The sequence below is a fragment of the Microcystis sp. LE19-84.1B genome (assembly GCF_027531875.1).
Lineage (GTDB): Bacteria > Cyanobacteriota > Cyanobacteriia > Cyanobacteriales > Microcystaceae > Microcystis > Microcystis panniformis.
Map to the genome: position 1 here is coordinate 1 of NZ_JAPZSR010000284.1, position 25903 is coordinate 25903.

The following is a 25903-nucleotide window of genomic DNA, read 5'->3' on the forward strand; positions in this document are numbered from 1 at the left end:
ATTCCATCAACCCTCACTATCCCTATGGAAAATGGTATTTTTATGAGCAAATCTTACAAGTACCTGTCTATGGAATTTTTCAGCCAAAAACAGGAGAATTAGAAATTTATCGATTAAATCAAGGAAGGTATGAACAACAAACACCTAATGAAAACAATCGTTATTGGATAGCAGAGATTAACTTATTTTTGGGAGTCTGGCAAGGAAAAAAAGCTGAAGTGACAGCCTATTGGTTACGTTGGTGGAATCTGTCGGGCAATCTGTTATTATGGGGGAGTGAACGAGTCGCACAAACTGAATATCAACTCGAACAGGAGCGAATGTTACGGCAAAAATTAGCTAAAAAATTAAGAGAATTAGGCGTTGAACCAGAAACCTTGTAGCATACTTGTCAAATGCTGATAAAATCATAGAATGTATCTTCTGGATTGGGGTATTTCTAGGATTAACGGAGGAGATGTTAAAGTAGGTAACAGGGACTATCAGGTAATTGTGTCGGAGCGGAGGTAAATTTGCATTGTTCGCACTTTTTGGAACATTTTTATTTTTTTGGATGTTTGTTATGACCAGAAATTTTAGTCAATCTCGTCAATTACACAATATAATGGACTTGTTTGTTATCTCTTTTTTGAGTTACCCTTTTCTTATCCCATTGGATAGAGCGAATGTAAAAATCTATTGCTTTTGATGTTTGTGTGGATTTGTCTTTTTCTATGAAATGGATTGGCTAAAGATGCAAACTAACCTAACAAATGACTTAAATCACATTCTAACCCACACTAAAGACCTGTGGGAAGAACTGCGGGGCCAGCGGATATTTATTACCGGAGGTACAGGCTTTTTTGGCTGTTGGTTATTAGAAAGTTTTATCTGGGCTAATGATCAGCTAGACTTAAAAGCATCGGCAAGGAAATCTATCCTCGATGGGATACTAGATATTATTCGGGATCACAAACCAATATTTTTCTGAGTTAGAAAATTATGAGACATAAAATTGTTGAACAAGATTTGAGGCAAATTATTGCAGCTGATTTACCTTGGCAAACTTTGGCAGGGAAAACAGTTTTTATTTCGGGAGCCAATGGATTTTTACCAGCTTACATCGTGGAAACCTTGCTCTATTTGAATGAACAAAAAAGACATTCTTCTATCAAAGTGATTGGCTTAGTCAGAAATAAGGAGAAAGCCTTAAAACGATTGGAGTTTTACCAGAATAGAACCGATTTAGAGTTAATTGAGCAGGATGTTTCTAGTCCGATTTCTTTAGACTTGAAAATAGATTTTATCATTCATGCTGCCAGTCAAGCCAGTCCGAAGTATTACGGGAAAGATCCATCGGGAACATTATTAGCGAATACTGTAGGAACTTATAATCTTCTTGAACTTGCTAAACTCCATCAAGTGGAAAGCTTTCTCTATTTCAGTAGTAGTGAGGTGTATGGAAAAGTTGATCCCTCTTGTGAGCAAATTAGGGAAGATAATTATGGTTATCTGGATCCGACTTTAGTTCGTTCCTGTTATGCTGAAAGCAAGCGTATGGGCGAAAATATGTGTGTTTCTTGGTTTCATCAATACAACATTCCTACTAAAATTGTCCGTCCTTTTCATACTTATGGGCCGGGGTTAGGCTTGGATGATGGTCGAGTCTATGCAGATTTTGTAGCTGATATTGTCAACAATCGTGATATAATCATGAAGAGTGACGGAAGCGCTCGTCGAGCCTTTTGTTATTTAGCCGATGCCGTTCAAGGGTTTTTAACCATTCTTCTTAAGGGGGAGAATGGACAAGCCTATAATTTAGGAAATACCCAAGGGGAGATAAGTATATTAGAATTGGCAGTGAAACTTGTGGATTTATTTCCTGAAAAAGGATTAAAAGTCCTTCGCCAACCAATCCACGATAATCCCGATTATATTCCGAGTCAAGTCTCCCGGAATTGTCCGGATATTTCCAAGTTATTGGCCTTAGGCTGGCAACCTCAGACCACCATTGAAGAAGGGTTTAAACGTACAATTGGGAGTTTTTTATGAAGTTATTGGACAGGAAACAACACTACCATTCAGGACAGATAAATAAACAGGAATATATTGATGAAATGTATCAATATCACCAGCTTCTGTTTGACTATTCTGAACTTCTCAAGGATACTGACATTGCTAGTATTAGGATTCAAGACGATGGAGTTGTATTTACTTCTAGGGAACAAGGAATCCAAATTTGGTTTGATCAGCCAGATAAACGAGCGGCCCCCTTTGAAATACTCAATTTTAATTTCTATGAACCAGCAGAAAGTCATTTAATTTTTGAGTTAATTTCAACATTGGGAGACTACTGTAATATCTTTGATATTGGAGCTAATATTGGCTGGTATTCCCTAAGTATTGCCAAGGAATTTAATAAAGCTAAAATATGGTCATTTGAACCAGTGAAGTCAACTTTTGATTACTTTCAAAAAAATCTAGACTTAAACTTAGAAATTAAAAACATAACTCTCTACAATTTTGGATTTTCTAATCAAAACGAAACGTTAAAATTTTACGTTCAACCAGAAGCTTCTGTGAGTGCGTCTTTAGTGAATATTACTGAGAGTGAAACCATTAAAGAAATAACTTGCGAAGTGAAAAGGTTAGATGAATTTATCGATGAAAATCCTGTCAAGATAGATTTTATTAAATGTGATGTGGAAGGAGCAGAACTTTTAGTTTATCAAGGAGGTCTGGAGACAATTAAGCGAGACAAACCAATAATTTTTACAGAGATGCTCAGAAAATGGTCAGCCAAATTTAATTACCACCCTAATCAGATCATTGACTTAATGGCTGAGATCGGTTATGATTGCTTTACCGTTTGTGAGCATAATTTATCCCGATTTTCCCTCATGGACGATACGACTCTAGAAACTAACTTTTTCTTTCTTCATCGAGAAAAACATAGCCAACAAATTCAAAACTTTATATCAACAAAAACTACCTCATGATTGAACGCCAATGCTCGAAAAATTAGCCAAACAAATCCGTCTAATTTCCTTACAAATGGTTCATCGAGCCAATGCCTCTCACATTGGCAGTTGTTTAAGCATGGCTGATTTATTAGCTGTGCTATATGGCAAAATTCTCCGAGTTGATCCGACTAACCCAAATTGGCTAGATCGCGATCGATTTATTCTCAGTAAAGGTCATAGTGCGGCTATTCTCTACGCAGTACTGGCTGAACGGGGATTTTTTCCCCTAGAATGGCTAGAAACCTATTGTCAAGATGGTTCTAAGTTAACCGGTCATATCAGTCATTATCTACCCGGAATAGAAGCCTCTACCGGGTCTTTAGGTCATGGTTTACCTATCGGTTGTGGTATAGCTTTAGCTGGTAAACGTGAAGATAAACCCTACCGAGTATTTGTTCTAGTTAGTGATGGCGAAATGGACGAAGGATCAAACTGGGAATCAATCCTATTCGCGCCTCAGCATCAACTCGATAACCTAGTTGTTATTGTGGACTATAACAAAATTCAGAGTTTTGGCACAGTCCAAGAAGTGCTTGACCTTGAACCATTAACAGCTAAATTCCAGGCATTTCGTTGGTCAGTGCGAGAAATTGACGGTCATAATTTCCAGCAGATTGAAGACGCTTTCAATAGTGTTCCTTTTGAAAAGGGCAAACCTAGCTGTATTATCGCCCATACTGTTAAGGGAAAAGGAGTCAGTTTTATGGAAAATCAACTGGCTTGGCATTACAAATCACCGAATCAAGAACAACTAGAACAAGCCATAGCAGAAATTGAGGGGAAATCATGAGAACAGCTTTTATCAATACGCTTTGTGAAATAGCTAAGAAAGATGAGCGGATTTGGCTTCTTTGTGGAGACTTAGGCTATTCTGTTCTCGAAGGATTTGCCGGCCAATTTCCTCAACGATTTGTGAATGTGGGTATTGCCGAACAAAACATGATCGGCATAGCTGCGGGTCTAGCAATGTGTGGCAAAATCGTCTTTGTCTATTCTATTGTCAATTTTCCGATCATGCGATGTTTTGAACAGATTCGCAATGATGTCTGTTATCACAATCTCAATGTTAATATTGTTGCTGTTGGTGGTGGACTGACCTACGGTTCTCTGGGTTATACTCATCATGGCATGGAAGATTTAGCGGTGATGAGAGTCTTACCCAATATGACGGTTATCGCTCCGGGGGATCCTCTAGAAGCTAAGTTAGCGACTCAAGCCCTTGCCAACCTATCTGGTCCGTGTTACCTAAGATTAGGGAAAGCCGGTGAGCCTCAAGTTCACCCCAAGGAACCTCAGTTTGAAATTGGTAAGGCAATCGAGTTACAGTCGGGAACAGATTTGACCTTAATCAGTATAGGGGGTATGCTAGATTTAACCGTTAAAGCGGCTGAAAAACTGACGATGCAGGGTTATTCTGTTGAAGTTTTGAGTATGCCGACTCTCTATCCTCTAGATGAACAATCTATCTTACAATCTGCCCAAAAGACTAAGAAGATAATCACCCTAGAAGAACATGGAATTGGCGGTTTAGGAAGTGCAGTTGCAGAAGTTCTGGCACAGTCGGGCGAAACTGTTGAATTTAAGCCTTTAAGGTTAAAAAGAGAAGCGGTTAAAACCGCTGGTAGTCAAACGGTTTTACGTTCCCAACAAGGACTTGATTTGGATGGCATTGTGCAATCGGCTCTGGCCATGCTACAAAGAGTGTATTAGCCATTTTAGGGGTGAGGAGAAGGTAAAGACCAATGTAATCACTAATTGTCAAAATAAACTTGAAAAATGTATCTGTTCCAAAAAAGTAAATTTGTTAGATTTTTGTTAGTGGGGGTAATTAATACCTTATTTGGTTATTCCGTCTTTGCCTTGATGATTTGTCTAGGATTAGATTATCGCTATTCCTTACTTATTGCTACTATTTGCGGAGTATTATTCAACTTTAAAACTATCGGGGGGATCGTTTTTAAAGACCAAAATAATCGACTACTAGCTCGCTTTATTGGTGTTTATTTAGTGATTTATTTATTAAACGCTGAATCCTTACGAATTGTCAAGATGCTAGGAATTAATATGTTAGTGGCACAAGCTATCTTAGTATTGCCTCTAGCAATTATTTCTTATTTTTTAAATAAAACCTTTGTTTTTAAAGGAAATAGACGATGAAAAAAATTAGTGTAGTGACTCCTTGCTATAATGAGGAGGGAAATATCGAAGAAATTTATCTTCAAGTCAAACAGATTTTTGCGGACTTAGAAAAATATGATTATGAACATCTATTTATTGATAATGCTTCTCAGGATAAAACGGTGGACATTCTTAAAGGTATTGCCATCAAAGATTCCAATGTCAAAATTATCGTTAATGCTCGAAACTTTGGGGCAATTCGGTCAATTTACTATGGAATAATTCAACCAGATGCTGATGCTGTTGTCTTAATTTTTGCTGATTTACAAGATCCACCAAACTTGATTGTTGATTTTATCAAAAAATGGGAAGAGGGCTATCACATAGTCAAAGGAATAAAAACTTCAAGTGAAGAAAATTTTCTACTTTATACTATCCGGAGTTTTTATTACTTTCTTGTCACTCAGTTGTCGGATATTAAGCCTACTGCTCATTTTACAGGTTTTGGACTCTATGATAAAAAGGTCATGGAAGTTTTGAAAAAAATTGACGATCCTTATCCATATCTAAGAGGTATTATTTCAGAGATCGGCTTTGACAGTGCTGAGATTGAGTACAAACAACGGCAGCGTAAAAAAGGAAAGAGTAGTTATCGAAATTTTTATAGGCTTTATGATGCTGCGATGTTAGGCATTACCAGCCATTCTAGTGTTCCTTTGAGGATTGCTACATTTTTAGGTTTTGCTATGTCTCTGCTGAGTTTGCTAGTAGCTATTGGTTATTTAATCGCTAAACTCATTTTTTGGCAATCGTTTCCTTTAGGAACTGCACCCGTTACTGTCGGACTATTTTTACTCGCTTCTGTGCAACTATTTTTTATCGGCATTATTGGCGAATATATTGGCTTAATGCACATGAGAATTTTAAAAAGGCCTTTAGTGGTCGAACGAGAAAGAATCAACTTTTACTAATCTATAACTGTCGAACTAATGCCCCAAGTGATCATGGAAAACTTTGACTTACGCTTATCTTTATTAAATGCAATAGAAAACCTATCTGGATTAGCTAATCTATATAGGATAAGTCTGATTATTGTATTATTCATATTTGTCGTTCTAGCGCTTTCTCCTACAATATTCAACGAGTCGAAGGTTAGTAGATTTGTCTTGCGGGTTTTCTCGGAACCTGTTTTTTTGGCGTGGACGGGGTTAGCGATTCTCGCCGGTCGTTGGCCAGTTTTACTCGCTCCCTCTATTAATTCGGATGAAGATGTCTTCATTGCCGCTGCGATGAAACTGTTTAAAGATGCAGCTTTCTGGCGATCAGTTGATACTGGTTCATCGGGTCCGCTGAATATTATACCCCTGACTATTCCTAAGCTATTGAATATTCGGATCGATTACGCCAGCGCTCGAGTTATCGGCTTATTTTTAGTGATTCTGTCCGTTATTTTTTTCTATTACTCGCTTAAATATTTATACGATAATCGAGTCGCCCGTATTGCGACTATCCCGGTTGTTTTATTTTTCTCCTTGGCAGTCCATAGTAACTTCGTTCATTATAGCGGCGAACATTTCCCGATCGCTATTTTAAGTGCTGCTCTTTGGATGACCTGCTACGTTTACACCCGCGAGTTTAGTGATCGCATGGTTTTTATCTTTGGTGCAGTTATCGGAATGATGCCCTACGCAAAAATGCAAGGTCTTCCCGTCGCGCTGGCAATCACTTTAATTTTCGCTCACATACTTTGGACAAAAAAAGAAAGTCTCCGACAATTTCTTAAAAGTTTAGCTACGCTTGCCTTAGGCTTATTGCTGTTTTCTGCTATCAATCTCTTTTTTTTAATTCTTTTTTCAACCTCTGAGGATTTCTGGAGAAGGTATATCCTCCAGAATTTATTAATTTATGCCGATGTAAAGAACCTAACCTTCGGGGAAAAGTTCAGCCAATTTATATCAATGGCAAGTAGTAAACGCTTAAACTCAAGTGCACTATTTCAAATTACCTCGATTTTTCTCATTGCCGCAACGATTTTGTTTTTCAGGGAAAGTATTGTACGGCGAAAGCTATTTTTCACAAATACTTTTATCTTCTTCTTCTACAGCCTGTTTATCCTAGTAGTTTCTCTTTATGTCGTTGTTCGCCCTGGTAATCCTTTCCCACATTATCTTCTTTTTCTTGTTTTCCCCTGTGGTTTTTTGATCGGTGTGATAATCGGAGAAATTTTTAAATTGTCGGAGAATAATGCTTTTCATAAACAGATACAGTTTTTGATATTGCTATTGATGATCGCGGTCATCCTCCCACAGAGCTATACTTTTATCAGAAGCAAAAACCCCTATCTCTCTCGACACCAACAAATATCTTCAGGACTATCAAACTCCCGTCGTGCGGACAATCTTGCAATACGCTTCACCAACTGATTCAATGGCGGTCTGGGGCAAGAGAAATGATCTATATGTCGAGACTGGACTGTATCCGGGAGTTAGAGACGGTGCGATTAAATGGATGGTTTTTAAAGGTCCCCAGCAGGCTTATCATCTAAAAAGCTTCGCAGACGATCTATTAAAGTCAAAATCCAAGGTTTTTGTAGATGCCACAGCTGGGGATAAGTCCTATGTCGATAAGAAGCATTGTCGCCGCAAGGAGACGAATTGTCGTCACGATGCCTATCCCGAAATCGCCACTGTGATTGAAAATAATTATCGTATGGTGGATGAAGTTGAGGGCATTCGGATTTATGTGAGAAAATAGAGTATTGTTTTCCAGGGATTAGAAATCTGGCAGAAACCAGCTATCTTAATCGTGAGCTACGAAGTTTTAGTTTTGGGGAGTCGGTGGTCAATCCCAAATTAATTTATACTTCATCTTTATGAGAAAGGCTGTATCTATAATCACGGTTTTATCCCTAGAAAAGTCCCTGTTTACTTAATAAAGAAAATTTGACAAATTTATATAATAATGCTTGGTAGTGAAGCTTCTCAATAATTGATTCCCCATGACTTGGTTATATAAAACCCCCGGTATTCCCGATGAATTGTTTGAACGTTTGCCCGGGATTCCCTTGAGTAAACGCGAGGTGAGATTATTGATGATTTCTGCTTTGAGGTTAGGTGATGGGGGGGTTTTCTGGGATATCGGGGCAGGAACTGGCACTATTCCCGTTGAAATTGGCTTATTATGCCCTAATAGTCCGATTATTGCCATTGAAAGGGATGAAGAAGTGGCCAGTTTAATCCGCCGTAATTGCGATCGCTTCGGGGTAAAAAATGTTACAGTTTTTGAAGGCAGCGCGCCCGATTGTCTGCCCAATATATCCCTAGCACCCGATCGCGTCTGTATCGAGGGCGGCAAACCGATTAAATCGGTCCTGCAAGAAGTGTGGCAATACCTGAAACCCAACGGCCGCATCGTGGCTACGGCCAATAATTTAGAAACCCTCTATCAATTTTCCGAAGGCTTTTCTAATTTACAGGCGCGTAATATCGAGATTGTCCAAGCGGCAGTAAATCGCCTAGAAACTAGGGGTATTCAGCAAGTTTTTGCCGCCGTTGATCCCATGTTCATCCTGAGTGGCGATAAACTTTAATTGGGGATAACCTTCCATAAAGTTTTCTTAATCTATATAATTATGACAATGCCGCCTAACTTCTCTGGATTAACCATGCCTTGGCCACGCATTGTCAGCGCTATTTTTGCTATTGCCTTCGCACTGGGAATTATTATCGTTGGGGGTTGGTATTTCACCCTCGGCATCGGTGTTATCGTCTTTTTGGGACAATTAGAGTATTTTCGCTTAGTTCGCGCTAAAGGCATTGAACCGGCCGCTAAAACCACTCTCGTAGTTTCACAATTATTACTACTGACGGCAACTATGGCGGCCCCCCTCACCGATGCCATGTTTCCCCTCGCTGGGGCGTTAATTTGTTTTTATCTGCTCTTTCAGCCAAAAATGGCGACAATTGCCGACATTTCCACCTCAATTCTCGGTCTGTTTTATGGTGGTTACTTACCTAGTTATTGGATTCGTTTACGGGTCGGTTTTTCTCCTGAAAGTGGTCCCGTGGCTATGGCCAGTAACTTACCCTTGATGGGATATTGGCCAGAATCGTGGATGGAACCGAAATTATTCCCGGCCGCTTTGACGGTGACTTTTCTAGCTTTCGGTTGCATTTGGGCCGCCGATATCGGAGCTTATATCATGGGAAAATGGTTAGGGAAAACCAGTTTATCGCTGATTAGTCCCAAAAAAACCGTGGAAGGTTCCTTTTTTGGCATTTTAGGCAGTATAGCGGTGGCCGATTTGGGTGCTTGGTATTTAGATTGGCCCTATTGGCAGCTGACGGGCCTAATTTTGGGCTTATTAATTGGTATTGTCAGTTTATTGGGCGATTTGACCGAATCGATGATGAAACGCGATGCCGGGGTCAAGGATTCCGGGCAGTTAATCCCCGGTCACGGTGGTATACTCGATCGCACTGATAGTTATGTCTTCACCGCTCCCCTAGTATATTATTTCGTCACTTTACTGCTGCCCTTGTTGCGCTAGTAATTTGTATCTTCTCCAGTGCTAAATTAAAGATTAAACCCAAATTTGCGATTATGTCAGGAGTCGTCTATCCCCGGGGTAAAGTTTATCTTCTCGGTGCGGGAATCGGTCAGAGCAGTTTTCTCACCCTGCAAGCGCGAGCCATTTTAGCCACGGCCGAGGTTTTGCTGTATGATGCCCTAGTGGATAGTCAAATCTTCTCCCTCGTGCCGAAAACCTGTGTTTTAGTCGATGTGGGCAAACGGGGAGGACAACCCGGCGCCGAGCAAAATCAGATTAATCGGATATTGGTTAATTATTGTCAAGAGGGAAAACGAGTTATTCGGCTTAAAAGTGGTGATCCGGGGGTTTTTGGGCGAGTATATCCTGAAATGTTGGCCCTAAAGCGGGCTGGCTGTGATTTTGAACTGATAACTGGAATTTCCTCCGCTTTGGCCGCTCCTTTATTGGCCGGAATTCCCCTGACCGAAAAGGATATTAGTCGCTGTTTTGCGGTCTTGAGCGCTCACGATCCCGAGTCTCTCGATTGGTCAGCTTTAGCTAAAATTGATACGCTGGTGCTATTGATGGCTGGTCAATCTTTAGGGCAAATTATTGAGAAATTATGCCAAAATGGGCGGAATATTCACGACTCGATCGCTATTATCCGCCAGGCGGGACGCAAGGATCAACAAATTTGGCGCGGCACTTTAGCAAATATTCTCGCTCAAACCGCCGGGGTGTCCCTCTCACCCTCTATTATGGTCATTGGTCAAGTTGTGGATCTGGCGATTATGTCCTCTCCCCCACCCCTAGGAGGTAAAACTATTGTTATTACCCGTGCCGCCGAGCAAACGAGTCAATTTAGCGAAATTTTGCAAAATCAAGGCGCAGAAGTTCTGGAAATGCCCGCTTTAGAGATTCGTCCCCCCGACCGTTGGCAAGGTTTAGACGATGCCATCGCTCAGTTACAAGAGTTTGATTGGCTGATTTTAACTTCTGCCAATGCTGTTAATTTTTTCTTTGATCGCTTGACATTTTGGGGAAAAGATGCTAGGGCTTTAGCAACCATAAAAATCGCCGTGGTGGGCAAAAAAACCAGCCAAGTTTTGCACTCACGGGGATTAAAAGCGGATTTTATCCCGGGGGATTTTGTCGCTGATGCTTTGGTAAACGAGTTTCCCGACCCGATTAGGGGGCAAAAATTCCTCTTTCCTCGCGTGGAAACGGGAGGGAGAGAAGTCTTGGTTAAGGAATTAACGGCCAAAGCTGGTCAGGTGACGGAAGTGGCCGCATATTATTCCGGATGTCCGGCACGCATGGATAGGGGCATCTGGGAAGCGTTTCGAGATGGGAAGGTCGATATAGTCACCTTTGCCAGTTCCAAAACCGTCCAGAATTTTTATCAGTTATTGCTGCAAGAAACGGGAGAATTATCGGTTAATTCCCTATTAGAAAAAGTTTGTCTGGCTTCTATCGGTCCGCAAACTTCAAAAACCTGTCAAGAGTTATTTGGTCGTGTTGATATCGAGGCGCGAGAATACACCCTAGAAGGGTTGACTAGCGCTCTAATCGAGTCGAGTAAGACCTGACATCCTCGCCGCCGTAAAACAGACGGCGATTCCCAAACCTGACGATAAACAAAGCCATAAAAATCTAGGAATCTCCCCATGAGTAACCCTATTATCATTGAAACTGACTTAAAAGATATTCTCGCTAAACTTGACAATCGGTTAGAGCGAATCGAAACAAAACTAGAAGTATTGCCGAAAATAGAGACCGAAGTTTCCCAACTCAAAGAAGATGTCAGAAACCTGAAGGGAATCGAAACAAAACTAGAAGTATTGCCGAAAATAGAGACCGAAGTTTCCCAAATCAAAGAAGATGTCAAAGACTTGAAAGAAAGGGCAACGGCTCAAATATGGGCTTTGATAGTCACTGTTATCGGTGCAACTGTTGCAGCAATTATCAAATTCGGTTTTCTGACTAAAACTTAAATCATCATCAAAAACTAAGTTGGAACTAGACAAGTTCCAACCGATCACAAAAAATTGACCTTGAATATTAACGACGAATCGGAGCGATCGCACCGTCGGCGGCGGCACGAAAAGGTTCCACTGCCTCGCTATAATCGATCGGTAAAATAGCCACCACGTTATCATGAGGACGGGGAATAATTACCCAGGTTTCTAAAGCTGCCCCCTCGGTTTTATTGACGGCTTCAATGCCGGCAGCCATAGCGGTTTTTACCTCCTGTACATCCCCACGAATATTGAGGGTAAAACGGGCGCTTCCTGCCCTTAAATAACCAACAATCGTGATCCGTCCTGCTTTTACCATCGCATCGGCGGCCGCTAGAATACCGGGGAAACCTTTGGTCTCGATCGATCCCACCGCGGGTTGGGCTGTCATAAATTAACTCCTAATAACAAAAATCAGATAAGTTTAATTGATAGAATCCAATCTATTTTCCAGTCTTTAACTATAGTCTAGTTTGGGGTAAATCGCTAGGGAAATTAACTGCGAAAACGGTCTGACTTAGGCGTATGCTGCACTGGTAAAACTGCCAGTACATTTTCTGGAGGATTCGGTACGATGTAATGACTGACCACATTACCACCAAAAGCGGTCATCGCCGCCGCTAATCCTGCCTCTACTGCTGGTTTAACCTCGGAAATCGGACCGCGAATCGCCACCAAAAATTCGCCCCTTTCCGCTAGATCAAAATAAACTAGGGTGACTCGTCCCCCTTTAACCATGGCATCCGCCGCCGCTAAAACGGGGGGAAAACCCAACGTTTGAATGACTCCGACCGCCTCGGGCATTGTTCCTGATCTCCTGCGAAAGCAATTTCACATTATACCCCGAACCTGTCTTTATATTTTCTTCTAGAAATCCTCGACCGATCGAGCCTGTTTTTTCTCCAAATACTGTTGATGGGACTGATCGGCCAGATAATAATCTCCTGCGGGTTCGATCAAAGTAACGATATCCTGCTGAAACTTTCCCGATAGTTGTAGTTGACGCTTGCCAGCAGTGGCGATTAACTTTTGTTCCGGGGTGTGATAAAAAATAATCGATCGATATTGTTCTCCCCGGTCCGGTCCTTGGCGATTTAACTGAGTCGGATCATGGATTGACCAAAAAACGGCTAATAACGCCTCGTAGCTTATTTCGTGGGGATTATAGGCAATTTGTGCCACTTCCGCATGACCGGTAATTCGCGATAACACATCGAGATAACTAGGATTGGGGAAATTTCCCCCCATATAACCCACAGAAGTCGCTAAAACACCAGGTAAACGCCGAAATGCGTCCTCGGTTTTCCAAAAACAGCCGGCCCCAAAGGTAGCTTTTTCGCCGCTATTCATTTCTCCTCACATCCTTGGCAAATTCCACCACTGCTTTTGTAATTGTTTCGCTTAAATTAGCATAAACTTTGGCAAAAGGGGGAGCTTTTTCGGTTAATCCTAGGATATCCGCCGTTACCAACACCTGACCATCACAATCTTCCCCCGCACCGATACCAATCGTCGGGATAGTCAATTTATCGGTAATAGTAGCGGCTAAATTGGCGGGAATATGTTCCAAAACCAGGGCAAATACTCCCGCTTTCTCCAAGGCTAAAGCTTCCTCGATTAGTCTTTGTGCATCCGATGGAGTTTTTCCCTGCTGACGGTATCCTAACCGATGGACTGACTGGGGAGTTAATCCGATATGACCCATAACAGGGATGCCTATCTCGGTTAAACGGCTAATAGTCTCGATCATAGCGGGATAACCTCCCTCTAATTTTACCCCTTGCACTCCCGCTTCCTTTAACATCCTTCCGGCGGAGTGAATTGCCTGACTGACACTTTCCTGATAGCTGAGAAAAGGCAAATCACAGACAACTAAAGCTTGTTTTACCCCGCGAGACACGGCCGCCGCGTGGTGAATCATCGCCTCTAGGGTGATCGGTAAAGTGGTAGGATAGCCCAAAGCGGTCATAGCTAAGGAATCACCTACCAAGATAATATCAATTCCTGCTTGATCGAGCAGTCGAGCGATCGGATAATCCCAAGCTGTGAGGGTGACAATCGCTCGTTTTTGCTGTTTCCACTCGATTAATTTGCTGGTGGTGACTGCCATTCTTTATTCACTGCGGACAGCTTCGAGGATACGGGAAAAATAGAAACGAGTGCTAGTCATACTCGTCCGTTCAATTTTAAAGCCATTTTCGTTGAGAGCGGCGACAATAGTTTTTTCCTTGTGTTGATAGGCGCGAGTGGTTTTACTCGGACCGGGGAAAAATTGACCAATTTTCTTGAGAATGGTTAATAAACAGGTTTTAGGGGCAAAACTGAGGATTAAACGGGATTGAGCTAGGGATCCCAGGTGTTTAATCATTCCTAATGCTTCTTCTGTGGGATAGTGAATAAGAACATCAAGACAGATGACTGTGTGATATTGGCCGGTTAATGCTTCTAAATCTTGAACGGCAAAGGTGAGTTTACTGGTATCTGCTAACTCTTTGGCTGCTCTTTCCTTGGCTTCTGTCACCATTTTCTCAGAAATATCACTGGCGAAAATAGTTGCGCCCGCTTGAGCGAGGGGAATACTAAGACTACCGACTCCACAACCGGCATCACAGATTGAGAGATTAGGCAAATTGTCATCACTTTCTAACCAACCGATAACGGTATCGATCGTCTGTTGATGACCGATGCGAATATCTTTTTGTACTTTGTTAACTTCGCCATCCCCATAAATCCGGCGCCAGCGATCGAATCCTGTGGCGTTAAAATAGTCCTTGACTATGGCTTTATCGTCTAATGTGTTGGTCATAACGAAATCTAAACGAGCGGAGATGGTTATTAGTTTATCCTACCTTAAAGCTCTCAACGGTTGCCGCTGATGGCTGACTCCTGACGGCTAAGGAGAGGACTCGGAGCGATTGCAAGTCTGTGGAAAAGCTTAATTTGTTTTCCGCTTCACTTTTAGTTAACCTAAAGTGAATATCATGTAATCGTCCCAAGATTGATTAGTAAGGGTTCCATGTCAATTATTACCCATAGAACTAAGATCGTAGCCACGATCGGCCCTGCGAGTAATTCGCCAGAAGTCCTCAAGCAGATGATCGGTGCGGGGATGAATGTAGCGCGGCTAAACTTTTCCCACGGTAGCTACGAAGATCATGCGAGAGTTGTTACCCTTTTACGGCAAATTTCTCAAGAATTAGACAATCCTATCACTCTCCTGCAAGATTTACAAGGGCCGAAAATTCGCGTTGGTAATCTCCCCAATGGTTCCATTACCATCAACGACGGCGATTATCTCACCCTTGTACCCATGGATGAGTATCGGGGAGAAGCGAACACCGTTTCGATCGATTATCCCTATCTGGCCGAGGAAGCCAAGTTAGGTGAGCAAATTCTCCTTGATGATGGCTTATTAGAGCTAAAAATCGTTGAAATTAACGGAAAAGACCTAAAATGTCAAGTGTTGGAGGGAGGAATTCTCAAAAGTCGCAAGGGAGTCAATCTACCCCGTCTCAATTTGCGCTTACCTTCCATGACCGAAAAAGACAAACAAGACCTAGAATTTGGTCTTTCTCAGGGGGTTGATTGGGTTTCCCTCAGTTTTGTTCGTAAAGGAGAAGATATCAAGGCGATTAAAGCATTTTTAGCCGAGAGAAATCATGCGGATGTGCCAGTGATAGCTAAAATTGAAAAACCGCAAGCGATCGAAAATTTGGAGTCAATTGTCGAGGAATGTGACGGAATTATGGTGGCCCGGGGCGATTTGGGGGTAGAATTAAGTCCCGAAAAAGTCCCCATGTTGCAAAAACGCATTATCAAACTCTGCAACATGAAAACTATTCCCGTCATCACTGCCACCCAGATGTTAGAAAGCATGATTCACAATCCCCGACCGACTCGGGCCGAGGCTAGTGATGTGGCTAATGCGATTATCGATGGAACCGATGCGGTGATGTTATCGGGGGAATCAGCAGTGGGAGATTTTCCCGTCAAAGCTGTGGCTATGTTGGCCAAAATCGCCCATGATGTGGAAGCGGATGTGAAGTTTGATAATGTTCCCCCCAATGAGTCCGATGAAACTCACGCTCTCAGTGAGGCTTTAGTGGCGATCGATCAAACCCTTGATCTCCGTTATATTGTCACTTTTACCACCTCCGGCTACACTTCGCTACTGGCTTCTAAGGAACGTCCCTCGGTTCCCGTCATTGCCATGACTCCCAATAAACGAGTCTATCACCGTCTCAACCTAGTCTGGGGTGTGATCCCGATTCTTCTCGATCATCAGGTGTCTGTCTTTGAGGATGTGTTAAAGCAAACGGAATCAATTCTACTTCAGAAAAATCTAGCGCAATCGGGCGATAAAATCCTGATTATGGCGGGAATTCCCATGCAGAAAACTAAAGGCACTAATTTCCTCAAAATTCACACGATTTCGTAAGTTCTAGGATTCAGGGGTCAGTATTCAGGAGATAGTATTCAGCTTTTTTCTCCCCACACCCCCACTTCCCCACTCCCCCATCTCCCCACCTCCCCATTCCCCACTTCCCCACTTCCCCAAGAAAAACTTTTTGCCGCAAACCCTAGATACAGATTTCGGGCGGTGGATTGGTTGTGATAGATGTATAAATATCGATCGCTTGCTATCAATCTTGATGAAAAGACGATATTTTCTGGCTTTTATCGGCTCAATTGCCCTTAGTTGCTTATTATCTCTAGGAATAAACCTTTTTTCATCTACTATCACCACCGCACAAACCCAGACAATTCTAGTTTCTGCCGCCGCTAGTCTCAAAGATGCCCTAGAAGAAATCAAGCCGGGGTTTGAAAAAGCCCATGCCAACATTAAAGTTAACTATAACTTTGGTGCGTCGGGGGCTTTGCAACAGCAAATTACACAAGGTGCGCCGGCCGATGTTTTCGTCTCGGCCGCGACTAAGCAAATGGACGCTTTAGCAAAAGCTGGTTTGATCGATAGAAGTACCAGAAGAAACCTGCTCACTAATCGCCTAGTTTTAATCGTTACCAAGAATTACACCCTAAAAATTAGCGATTTTCGTTCCCTGACCAACAGTAATGTCCAAAGAATTGCCGTGGGTGAACCGCGCAGCGTTCCCGTCGGTCAGTACAGCGAAGAAGTTCTGAAAAATCTCGGCATTTTAGAGCAAATAAGACCAAAACTGGTCTTTGCCAACTCCGTCCGTAATGTTCTCGCCGCCGTAGAAACCGGTAACGCCGATGCTGGCATTGTTTACATCACCGATGCCAAAATTTCCGACCGGGTAAAAGTAGTGGCTACGGCTGCCAATAATCTCCATTCTCCGATTATTTACCCCATAGCTGTGATTAAAGACAGCAAAAACCCGCAAGCTGCCAAGACTTTCACCCAATATCTCACCAGCGCGGCCGCTAAAAACATTTTTGAAAAATTCGGCTTCGGAATAGCCAGATAATTTAGGGGAAGTGGAGAAGTGGGGAAGTGGGGAAGTGGAGAAGTGGAGAAGTGGGGAAGTGGGGAAGTGGAGAAGTGGGGAAGTGGGGTAGTGGGGAAGTGGGGAATTTCAACTAAAACCCCAACACCCCAACACTCCAACACCCCAACACTCCAAAACCCCAAAACCCCAAAACCCCAAAACCCCAAAACCCAACCCCTGACCCCTGAAAAATGCCAGACTTTTCGCCCCTATGGATATCCCTGAAAACCGCCACCATTGCCCTGATAATCATCTTTTTTCTCGGTATTGCCGCCGCTTATTGGATGTTAGGCTATCGCGGACGGTGGAAATCCCTAATCGAGGGAGTTTTCGTCGCACCCTTAATCTTGCCCCCGACGGTGCTAGGCTTCATTTTACTGCTCCTATTCGGCAAAAACAGACCATTAGGACAGTTATTAGACCTATTTAACTTTCGCATCGTTTTTACTTGGTATGCCGCCGTTATCACCGCGACGGTGGTGGCTTTTCCCCTGATGTACAAAACCACCCTAGGGGCTTTTGAACAGGTAGATGCCAATCTTTTACAGGTTGCCCGCACCTTGGGTGCGACGGAGAGAAAAATATTCTGGCGCCTACTTTTGCCCCTCTCCTTCCCCGGAGTATTAGCAGGATTAACCCTAGCTTTTGCCCGCGCTTTGGGAGAATTTGGGGCGACTTTGATGTTAGCGGGTAATATTCCGGGGCAAACTCAAACTATCCCGATGGCGATTTTCTTCGCTGTGGAAGCAGGAGCGATGACCGAGGCTTGGATATGGGTGTTTATTATCATATTAATCTCCCTATCGGGGATTATCGCCGTTAATCTCTGGCAAAGTCAACGCAAACAGCAATTAGGACGACCGGGAGAAAGCAAACCTAACGAGATGGAGGACTGGCTGCCCCCCTGGGAGGGTCGCGATTTTGCCCTTTTAGCAGCTGAAAATCAGCATTATAGGGATAAAATAGGCTTATTTGTCGATATAGAGAAATATTTACCCGGTTTTAATCTCTCGGTAACTTTTAACTGCCAAAATCAGCCCCTAGGACTATTAGGGGCTTCGGGGTCGGGAAAAAGCCTGATTTTGCGATCGCTGGCTGGGGTGGAAACGCCCTCAAGGGGTCGTATTGTCTTAAATGGGCGCATTCTCTTCGATTCCGAAAAGGGAATTAATCTCCCCAGTCGTCAGCGTCGTATCGGTTTTGTGGTGCAGAATTATGCCCTTTTTCCCCATCTCACCGTGGCAGAAAATATCGCTTTTGGTCTCCCGCAAAAGTTACCCACAAAAATTATCCGTCAGCAGATTGCCAACCAATTAGAATTAGTGCAGTTACTTGGCATGGAAAACCGTTATCCCCATCAATTATCGGGGGGACAACAGCAACGGGTCGCCATCGCTCGCGCTTTAGCTAGTCGTCCGGAAGCTTTATTATTAGATGAGCCTTTTTCTGCCCTTGATACCCATCTACGCGCTCAATTAGAACGTCAGATGATCAAAACTTTAAGTAATTACGATGGCGTGACAATTTTTGTTACCCATAATATGGATGAAGCCTATCGAATATGCGAGAATTTATTAGTTATGGAAAAAGGGCGGGCAATTGCTAATAATTCTAAACAGAAAATTTTTGAGCGACCAGATAGCGTTAGTTTGGCAAAAATTACGGGATGTAAGAATTTTTCCCGTGCTGTAATCATTAATAATCAACAATTGAAGGCCATTGATTGGGATGTTAAATTACACACTGTTTCCATGATTCCCGACTATTTAGCCTATACGGGAATTTGCGCTCATCAAATTATTTTTGGTCGAGATTTAGGCAATATTAATACTTTTCCCTGCTGGTTAGCTAATGCCATTGAAGGCCCCCATCGGGTGACTCTCTATCTGAAACTTAATCAACCCTCCAACCACGACAGCGATTTTCATATCCAAGCAGAGTTATATAAGGATAAATGGTTAGAAATTAAGGAGCAAGCTTTGCCTTGGACTGTTACTTTATCTCCCCAGCGTTTATTATTATTAAAGTAATGCGCTAACTCAACGAACCGCCATGAGTACCCACCCAGACTCACGCACCGGTGGGTAGTTAGATTGCCAAACAGAGATTTTGATGCTAATAAACTAAGACGCATTTTAACCGCCTATCCTTAGATTAGCTGAATCTCCTCCAGCCCTACCTGGCTGGGGGACAAGGGGCGAACTTTGATCGGGAATAACTGAATAAGCCGCAAGCTTGTTAGAGTATTGAGAGTAATTTTGAGCGAGCGATGATACTACAGCCTTTCCTTTCTTCCGCTTGGAGTTTTAACATTTCCCTGTTAGCCTCGGCAGCTACAGCCGAAACTGCTGATAGTGCCTTAGTTTTAGCCTGCGTGCTGCTGAGTTTGACCGTTATTTATTTCGCCTGTAAACTGGGGGGAGAAATATGCGTCCGATTCAACTTGCCCCCTGTGTTAGGAGAATTAGTCGGTGGCGTGATTATCGGGGTTTCTGCCCTAAAATTACTGGTTTTTCCAGAAGGAGGAGCGGGATTCGAGGATTCTCTCCTAATTCATTTCCTAGAATCCACTTCACCCCTCACCCCGCAGCAATCTCCCGCCGTTTTTAGTGCTGCCAGTGAGGTGATTTCCGTCCTCTCGGAATTGGGGGTAATTATCCTGCTCTTCGAGATTGGTTTAGAGTCAGACTTACAGGAATTAATTCGCGTCGGTCCACAGGCAGCTGCCGTCGCAGTGGTGGGGGTTGCGGTTCCCTTTTTGGTGGGTACTTTGGGTTTAATCTATATCTTTCATCTGGCCACCATTCCCGCTATTTTTGCCGGGGCAGCTTTAACCGCTACCAGTATCGGCATTACCGCCAAGGTTTTAGCCGAAATAGGGCAGTTATCGGCGAAAGAAGGTCAAATTATCATCGGGGCTGCGGTTCTCGATGATATTCTCGGTATTATCGTTCTCGCTGTCGTTGCTTCTTTGGTGAAGACTGGAGAAGTGCAGATTAGCAAAGTAATTTATCTAGTTATTAGTTCTAGCGCTTTTGTGATCGGGGCGATCCTGATCGGTCGTTTTTTAAGCCCCTTTTACGTTCAATTAGTTAATAGCATGAAAACTAGGGGACAATTGCTCTTAGTTTCCCTGATTTTCGCCTTTATTCTTGCCTATATTGCCCAAGTTATCCAATTAGAAGCGATTCTCGGTTCCTTTGCTGCCGGCCTAGTCCTAGGGGAAACGGAAAAGCGATCGGAATTGGCAGAACAAGTGTTCCCGATCGCCGATTTATTTGTACCGATATTTTTCGTCTGTGTGGGGGCAAAAACCGATTTAAGTGTCCTTAATCCCGCTATTCCCAGCAATCGAGAAGGATTAGTCTTGGCTGCTTTCCTAATTGTCGTCGCTATTTTTGGTAAAGTGGTGACGGGGTTGGCCGTTTTCAGCAAGGAAAAACTCAATCGCTTGGCGATCGGAGTTGGCATGATTCCCCGGGGTGAAGTGGGTTTAGTCTTTGCCGGAGTCGGGGCTGCTAGTGGTGCTTTATCCCCCGCTACCGATGCGGCGATTATTATGATGGTGATCTTGACTACCTTTATCGCTCCGCCCCTGTTAAGGTTAGTATTTAAAGAACCCACCGGCAGCCCTCAATCAGTGAGCAGTGAGCAGTGAGCAGTATTAAGTGGCACTAACAGCACTGTCTTTTCATTGATAACTGATAACTGATAACTGATAACTGATCAGAAACATAGCAGACCATGCCAACGTCCCATAAGCTTGTTTTTATTGATAGTCATTCTCAGAGCATTAACGGAGCTATGGATGGCCAAAAATCGACAGAATAGTCCATTTTTACCGAAAAAAGGTAATTGATAACTGAGCAACGGGAGCATCGAGCGTGAGATTTCATTGGTTATTCCTAAGCGCATTAACTTGGTTGCTGGTGGCGGCCCCTGCTTGGGCTGGCAAGCTCGTCTTTTGGCGATTCGACACCAATGAGAATCGTCTGGTGTTCACCACCGACAATCGAGTGCAACCGCGAGCGCAAATGATCACTAACCCCACCAGGATCGTGATCGATCTGCCCGGGATCAAGTTAGGGCAACCCAATATTAACCGGCCTATTAGCAATATCGTCAGAAGTGTCCGTATAGGTCAATTTGATGCGGAAACTACCCGTTTAGTGATTGAATTGGCCCCTGGCTACACCGTCGATCCTCAACAGGTAAAAATTCGCGGAATTTCGCCCACCCAATGGACAGTGGAATTGCCAGAACCCCAACCGATTAGGGAGGAAACGCAACCACCCGTTACCCCTGACCCCACACCTCCCCCCGATCGCGGTTCCACCCGTCCCACTCCCCCACCCCCAGTTAGCCAGACGGACAACAACGATGATTTTCAGGTCACTCGCAATGGTCTTTTTGTCCGTTTAGAGCAGAATGGTGATGAGCGATCGATCCGCAGTCAACGCAGCCGGGACGGCAAAAAAATCGAATTTGAATTACCCGGTGCCACTTTACCCAGCAGTCTCACTGGTCAAACTATCCCCGTCAATCGCTATGGGGTCGGCGATATTCAATTCAGTCAGACCGCCAATCAACGAGCTAAGATTTCCCTAAGTGTTAATAGAGATAGTCCTGATTGGCAAGCTCTCTATAGTCGTTTTGGGGGCTTGGTTTTACTGCCTAGGGGTGGTCTGGGTGCCGTGGATAATATCTCCTCTCCCCCCCCCACTAGCGCCACTAATCCCACTCCCCGTCCCAATAATCCCCCTGCGAAAACTGCCAATAATCCCCCTTCTAGCAATCGTTTGGCCACGATCTCCTCGATCGATCTGACGGGCAATAATGATCGCCTCTTAATTCGTGCGGATTTACCCCTGAAAGCTAACGGCAGTGTTAACCGGGATGGTGTCTATGAACTACGCATCGAAAATGCTAAGTTAGCCGAGTCTTTTCGCGGTCCGCGCTTCGGTCGCTATAGTCCTATCTATCAATTGCGGGTACGTCAGGAAAGCGCCAATAAGGTGCTGATTTTGGTACAGACGGCCGTGGGTTTTCAACTGGGACAATTAACTCAATCGGACAGTCAAACCCTAGCCCTAGAATTGCTTTCCTCCCGCAATTCTAGCCCCCTTTCTCAGGTTCCTGACTCCACTACTATCCCTGTTCCTTTACCCCCCAATACGGGGCAATTTAACCCACCACCGCGCCCCTCTAACCCCACTCCTAATCCCCCCCAACAACGCAATAGCCGCTTTCTAGTGGTGATCGATCCGGGCCATGGTGGTAAGGATCCAGGGGCGATCGGAATTGGTGGCCTTCAGGAAAAAAACGTGATTCTGCCCATTTCCCTAGAAGTTACCCGCATTCTGCAACAACAGGGCATCGATGTGCGTCTAACTAGAGATAGTGATTTTTTTGTCACCCTGCAAGGTCGCACGGATCTGGCTAACCGGATCGATGCCGATCTATTTGTCAGTATCCACGCTAACTCTATGGGTAAAGGACGACCAGATGTCAACGGATTGGAAGTTTATTACTTCGGTGATCGCCGTTTGTCGGACACCATCCATCGCAATATTGTCCGCAGTGTCGATATGCGCGATCGGGGGGTGCGTCGGGCCCGTTTCTATGTGCTGAGAACCTCGAAAATGCCCTCTACCCTCGTGGAAGTGGGTTTCGTCACTGGCGCTGAGGATGCTGCTAAATTAGCCAATGCCAACTTTCAACGACAAATGGCGGCGGCGATCGCTGGGGGGATTATTGAATATATTCAACGAAATCTCCGTTAATGATTAAATGATTGGAGCATTAGTTTACCAATCAAAAAATCCGTGTTTTAATATCATCAAATAAAGCTACTTTAGATCAGCGTTTTCCTCGATATTATCTATGAGAGAATCACAACTTAGTCCGATTGGTGTGTTTGATAGTGGTGTGGGTGGACTGACAGTTTTAAGGGAGTTGTATCGACAACTGCCCCAAGAATCAATTCTCTATTTCGCTGATACCGCTAGACTTCCCTACGGAACTCGTTCTAAAGGGGAAATTATCGAATTTGTCCGGGAAATTCTCACTTGGATGAGCGAGCGCCGGGTGAAAATGGTGATTATGGCTTGTAATACCAGTTCCGCCTTGGCTTTAGAAGAAGTACAGGCCGAATTTAAAGATTTACCAATTTTGGGGGTAATATTACCCGGTGCCAAAACTGCCGTTAAACAAGGAAAGCGCATTGGGGTGATTTCTACCCCAGCTACGGCTAAAAGTAATGCCTATAAACAAGCCATTCAAGAAATCGATCCTACTGCCCAAGTTTGGCAAATTCCCTGTCCTGAGTTTGTCCCTTTGATCGAGGCTAACCGCATTTTTGACCCCTACACCACACAAGTGGCTAGGGAATATCTTCAGCCTTTACTGGCAGAAAATATTGATACTCTGGTCTATGGTTGTACCCATTATCGCCATCTTTCCCCGGTTTTGCGTCGTCTTTTACCTAGTTCCGTGCGATTGGTAGATCCCGCCGCTGCCGTTGTCCGAGCGGCGGAAAAAGAACTAGAATTATTAGGTCTAAAAAATCCCGAAACACCCCTACCTACCAACTTCGCAGTTAGCGGTGATCCTGACACTTTTGCTCGTTTATCTCGTCAATGGCTCGGTTTTTCTCCCGGGGTAGAAAAGGTTTATTTGCAATGTCGGGTGAAGACCCTCGGTTTTACCGATGGGATGAAACAAAGGCCAGTATAGAACAGCGAACCACAGCTAAAAATAAGTGTCTAGTCTCAAGAGCGAAATCTCGAATGACTTCTGACATTGTTAATGGCATTCTAGTTGCGTATTCCGAAGTGCGCTTGCTCTTCTTTTGGGGTCGTTAGCCTTGGCAGTCTTTTTTCCTTTAAAGGTCTTGAAGGACTCACGAAAAATAGCTACCATATAAGTATAGCGGCTAGGGTAAACAACCGCTTGAAAAACCCATGTAGTCTAATCACTATGCTATCTGCACCTTGACAATCAAAGATATGGGGTTCTACCTAATGTTCTAGTTTCTACCTGTAGGTAGGTAAAATCTTTGCAGGAACTAGACAAAGCAGTATTTGAAGCTAACACTTCAATTAAAGCAAATTTTGTAGAAATACAACTAGGGTGGGGCGCACCCAAAGTTAACGCTTGAGGAGAGAACCACCTCTGGGTTGAGAATCGCAAGGTACTTAGTCTAAGTGGACTCGGTGAATCAAGAATCCCTCCCATGAGCGCGACGGGAGCGTCAATTGCCTGTCCCCGTTTTATAGCCGTCAGCCTTTTTCAGTGAACAGTAATCAGTGAGCAGTAATCAGTGAAAAGACAGTAGGAAACTGCTATTTACAGCCTTTCTCGTCAAGGTGAAGCACAGACACTAATACTTGCTAATCAACTATTTCAGCGGCAAGAACGAACCTCATGTATTTGAGAAACGCTGTAATACTGCTCACTTAAAACTCAAATCTGATCAACTGATCACTGATTAGGAGTTGATTTTAGCTTTTTTGGCGATCGCTAGTAAGAGGTAGATCACCAGTAAATACACCATTGGTAACACTAAGGTCATGGTAGGCATTGTTTGATTAGGGAGGAGAGAAGATAGTTAAAATTAGGTACGGTTTGCTGAATAAATCTAAAAACCTTGTTGGATAAGGCTGTTAGACTTTTTTGACCTCAAAAAGTGCCGACCCTTGCAGTGATTGGGGGGAAAATTCCGGGACTTTTTCCCTGAAAATTAGGTAATTGACCACCTGAAAATGGGTAAAACCCCACACCCCACACCCTGCCACCAGGAAAAACCTTTTCAGCAAACCCTAGGTAGGCTCGATCTTTCCCCATTGATCATTGAATGACTAGCGACGAGAAAACAAGCTAAATCTGCCAACAGATCGAGCTTATCCGTCAGTCACTCTACCAAGGGACAGAGATCGAGTTGGACAGGTAATCGTCTTCAACTCCATTCTTCGCACCAGAAACCGACGAAAAAAAATTCCTCATCTTAACAATTCCTAGGTGAGAACTGGGGGTTAATTTCTTGCAACTGCCACTATCAACTTAACATAAGTTGTCAAGGACTGGGAAAAAATTTTTTTAGCTCGATCGAAAGGAGAATAATCAAGATTTTGCGAAGAAGATTGTCGTCGTAATCATCCGAAATCCTGTTTAAAAGGTAATAAAATACTGGGAAGTGGGAAGTGGGAAGTGGGTTTTTAAAGTTAGATTGGCAGTTAATCGTACTATTAAAAACGGCTCTGGTATCAAAAAGTCTCAGGGAATTATCCTACAGTTGGGAGAGTAGTTTCCGAGCATCGGCGATGATTTTATCACCCCAGAGATTTTTTTGCCGGGTTTCAACCTGAGAAAATTCAGGGTCGATTTTAAGCGCGCTTTTAGCGAGTTCGATCGCTTTCCCCGTATTGCCTTGACGGTAGAGAGTAACAGCGAGAGCCAGTTGATTTTCGGCAGATTGGGGGTTAATTTCGAGACTGGTGGTGATTCGGTAGTAGTGATGGCGGCTTAATCCTTTGCTTTGCTGTGCATTGTAGTCATGGATAAAATACCAAAGGGTTCCCCAACGTGGTTCTCCATTTTTTTAGAGAAAGATAGACTCTCTCTCACCAGCCGAGAAATCCTTTGTCGAAAGGTATTATTTAATCTTTCAATAGGATTAGTTTGACCAGTTTCTTTCCCAACTGGTCGATGACGTTTACTGGGAATTACTGTCTTATATGACTCCCAAAAGTCTGTGTAAGCAAC

The 25903-nt window shown here is 43.5% G+C and carries 27 protein-coding genes and 1 pseudogene; 22 read left to right on the forward strand and 6 right to left on the reverse strand.

The features are described from left to right. The 14 genes from O9324_RS16160 to O9324_RS16225 form a co-directional block, all read left to right on the forward strand. Positions 1–383, forward strand: a 383-nt coding sequence (locus O9324_RS16160; RefSeq protein ID WP_288140706.1) for a Uma2 family endonuclease, incomplete at its 5' end; no start/stop codon positions are given. A gap of 350 nt (positions 384–733) precedes the next feature. Continuing rightward, the gene (locus tag O9324_RS16165; protein WP_288140707.1) at positions 734–970 is read left to right on the forward strand and encodes a hypothetical protein; all 237 of its coding nucleotides are present in this window, start codon (positions 734–736) and stop codon (positions 968–970) included. An 11-nt stretch (positions 971–981) separates the two neighbouring features. Next, positions 982–2031, forward strand: a complete 1050-nt coding sequence (locus O9324_RS16170) for an NAD-dependent epimerase/dehydratase family protein (protein ID WP_288140708.1) — start codon at positions 982–984, stop codon at positions 2029–2031. Next, positions 2028–2978: an FkbM family methyltransferase gene (locus O9324_RS16175; protein WP_288140709.1), complete on the forward strand. Its 951-nt coding sequence runs from the start codon at positions 2028–2030 to the stop codon at positions 2976–2978. Before O9324_RS16170 ends, O9324_RS16175 begins: the two co-directional genes overlap by 4 nt. Before the next feature lie 10 nt (positions 2979–2988). Continuing rightward, positions 2989–3792, forward strand: a complete 804-nt coding sequence (locus tag O9324_RS16180) for a transketolase (RefSeq protein WP_288140710.1) — start codon at positions 2989–2991, stop codon at positions 3790–3792. Next, positions 3789–4712, forward strand: coding sequence for a transketolase family protein (locus tag O9324_RS16185; RefSeq protein ID WP_288140711.1), 924 nt, complete (start codon positions 3789–3791; stop codon positions 4710–4712). Before O9324_RS16180 ends, O9324_RS16185 begins: the two co-directional genes overlap by 4 nt. 66 nt (positions 4713–4778) lie before the next feature. Then, positions 4779–5159, forward strand: coding sequence for a GtrA family protein (locus O9324_RS16190; protein WP_288140712.1), 381 nt, complete (start codon positions 4779–4781; stop codon positions 5157–5159). Then, positions 5156–6091 carry a glycosyltransferase family 2 protein gene (locus tag O9324_RS16195; RefSeq protein ID WP_288140713.1) on the forward strand — a complete coding sequence of 312 codons (936 nt, stop codon included), beginning with the start codon at positions 5156–5158 and terminating at the stop codon, positions 6089–6091. Before O9324_RS16190 ends, O9324_RS16195 begins: the two co-directional genes overlap by 4 nt. Before the next feature lie 33 nt (positions 6092–6124). After that, entirely contained in the window at positions 6125–7543 is a 1419-nt protein-coding gene (locus tag O9324_RS16200) for a hypothetical protein (RefSeq protein WP_288140714.1), read from the forward strand. 4 nt (positions 7544–7547) lie between these two features. Beyond that, a complete protein-coding gene (locus O9324_RS16205) occupies positions 7548–7874 on the forward strand; it encodes a hypothetical protein (RefSeq protein ID WP_288140715.1) in 327 nt (108 codons plus the stop codon). A gap of 244 nt (positions 7875–8118) precedes the next feature. After that, a complete protein-coding gene (gene cbiT, locus O9324_RS16210; protein WP_002788377.1) occupies positions 8119–8709 on the forward strand; it encodes a precorrin-6Y C5,15-methyltransferase subunit CbiT in 591 nt (196 codons plus the stop codon). Positions 8710–8751: 42 nt separating this feature from the next. Further along, positions 8752–9669, forward strand: coding sequence for a phosphatidate cytidylyltransferase (locus O9324_RS16215; protein ID WP_044034278.1), 918 nt, complete (start codon positions 8752–8754; stop codon positions 9667–9669). Between the two features lie 53 nt (positions 9670–9722). Further along, complete coding sequence (cobA, locus tag O9324_RS16220; protein ID WP_288140716.1) at positions 9723–11240, forward strand: uroporphyrinogen-III C-methyltransferase; 1518 nt, start codon at positions 9723–9725, stop codon at positions 11238–11240. A 78-nt stretch (positions 11241–11318) separates the two neighbouring features. After that, positions 11319–11645, forward strand: a complete 327-nt coding sequence (locus O9324_RS16225; protein WP_147072146.1) for a hypothetical protein — start codon at positions 11319–11321, stop codon at positions 11643–11645. A 67-nt stretch (positions 11646–11712) separates the two neighbouring features. Here the strand turns inward: O9324_RS16225 and O9324_RS16230 are convergent, their stop codons facing one another. From O9324_RS16230 to bchM, 5 genes are all read right to left on the reverse strand, one after another. After that, on the reverse strand, positions 11713–12060 hold the full coding sequence (locus tag O9324_RS16230; RefSeq protein ID WP_008200430.1) for a carbon dioxide-concentrating mechanism protein CcmK: 348 nt from the start codon (positions 12058–12060) through the stop codon (positions 11713–11715). Between the two features lie 104 nt (positions 12061–12164). Then, positions 12165–12473, reverse strand: a complete 309-nt coding sequence (locus tag O9324_RS16235; RefSeq protein ID WP_002732196.1) for a carbon dioxide-concentrating mechanism protein CcmK — start codon at positions 12471–12473, stop codon at positions 12165–12167. A gap of 63 nt (positions 12474–12536) precedes the next feature. After that, the gene (msrA, locus tag O9324_RS16240) at positions 12537–13019 is read right to left on the reverse strand and encodes a peptide-methionine (S)-S-oxide reductase MsrA (RefSeq protein ID WP_288140717.1); all 483 of its coding nucleotides are present in this window, start codon (positions 13017–13019) and stop codon (positions 12537–12539) included. Then, entirely contained in the window at positions 13012–13779 is a 768-nt protein-coding gene (panB, locus tag O9324_RS16245) for a 3-methyl-2-oxobutanoate hydroxymethyltransferase (protein WP_287730066.1), read from the reverse strand. The genes msrA and panB overlap by 8 nt, the downstream gene beginning before the upstream one ends. Before the next feature lie 3 nt (positions 13780–13782). Next, positions 13783–14475, reverse strand: coding sequence for a magnesium protoporphyrin IX methyltransferase (gene bchM, locus O9324_RS16250; protein WP_002758172.1), 693 nt, complete (start codon positions 14473–14475; stop codon positions 13783–13785). A 210-nt stretch (positions 14476–14685) separates the two neighbouring features. On the opposite strand from bchM, the gene pyk reads away from it, so the two are divergent. The 8 genes from pyk (at position 14686) to O9324_RS16290 (ending at position 25667) form a co-directional block, all read left to right on the forward strand. After that, positions 14686–16107, forward strand: a complete 1422-nt coding sequence (gene pyk, locus O9324_RS16255; protein ID WP_287730068.1) for a pyruvate kinase — start codon at positions 14686–14688, stop codon at positions 16105–16107. 214 nt (positions 16108–16321) lie between these two features. Next, entirely contained in the window at positions 16322–17119 is a 798-nt protein-coding gene (gene modA, locus O9324_RS16260) for a molybdate ABC transporter substrate-binding protein (RefSeq protein ID WP_288140718.1), read from the forward strand. An 18-nt stretch (positions 17120–17137) separates the two neighbouring features. Then, on the forward strand, positions 17138–17365 hold the full coding sequence (locus tag O9324_RS16265) for a hypothetical protein (protein ID WP_288140719.1): 228 nt from the start codon (positions 17138–17140) through the stop codon (positions 17363–17365). After that, positions 17332–19170, forward strand: a complete 1839-nt coding sequence (gene modB / locus O9324_RS16270) for a molybdate ABC transporter permease subunit (protein ID WP_288140720.1) — start codon at positions 17332–17334, stop codon at positions 19168–19170. The genes O9324_RS16265 and modB overlap by 34 nt, the downstream gene beginning before the upstream one ends. 239 nt (positions 19171–19409) lie before the next feature. After that, a complete protein-coding gene (locus O9324_RS16275) occupies positions 19410–20798 on the forward strand; it encodes a cation:proton antiporter (RefSeq protein WP_288140721.1) in 1389 nt (462 codons plus the stop codon). A gap of 226 nt (positions 20799–21024) precedes the next feature. Further along, on the forward strand, positions 21025–22923 hold the full coding sequence (locus O9324_RS16280; protein ID WP_288140722.1) for an N-acetylmuramoyl-L-alanine amidase: 1899 nt from the start codon (positions 21025–21027) through the stop codon (positions 22921–22923). A gap of 100 nt (positions 22924–23023) precedes the next feature. Next, positions 23024–23875 carry a glutamate racemase gene (murI, locus tag O9324_RS16285; RefSeq protein WP_002788398.1) on the forward strand — a complete coding sequence of 284 codons (852 nt, stop codon included), beginning with the start codon at positions 23024–23026 and terminating at the stop codon, positions 23873–23875. Positions 23876–25487: 1612 nt separating this feature from the next. After that, entirely contained in the window at positions 25488–25667 is a 180-nt protein-coding gene (locus tag O9324_RS16290) for a hypothetical protein (RefSeq protein ID WP_287629602.1), read from the forward strand. A 15-nt stretch (positions 25668–25682) separates the two neighbouring features. On the opposite strand, the pseudogene O9324_RS16295 reads toward O9324_RS16290, so the two are convergent. Continuing rightward, a pseudogene (locus tag O9324_RS16295) lies at positions 25683–25903 on the reverse strand (IS1 family transposase); the annotation flags it as partial.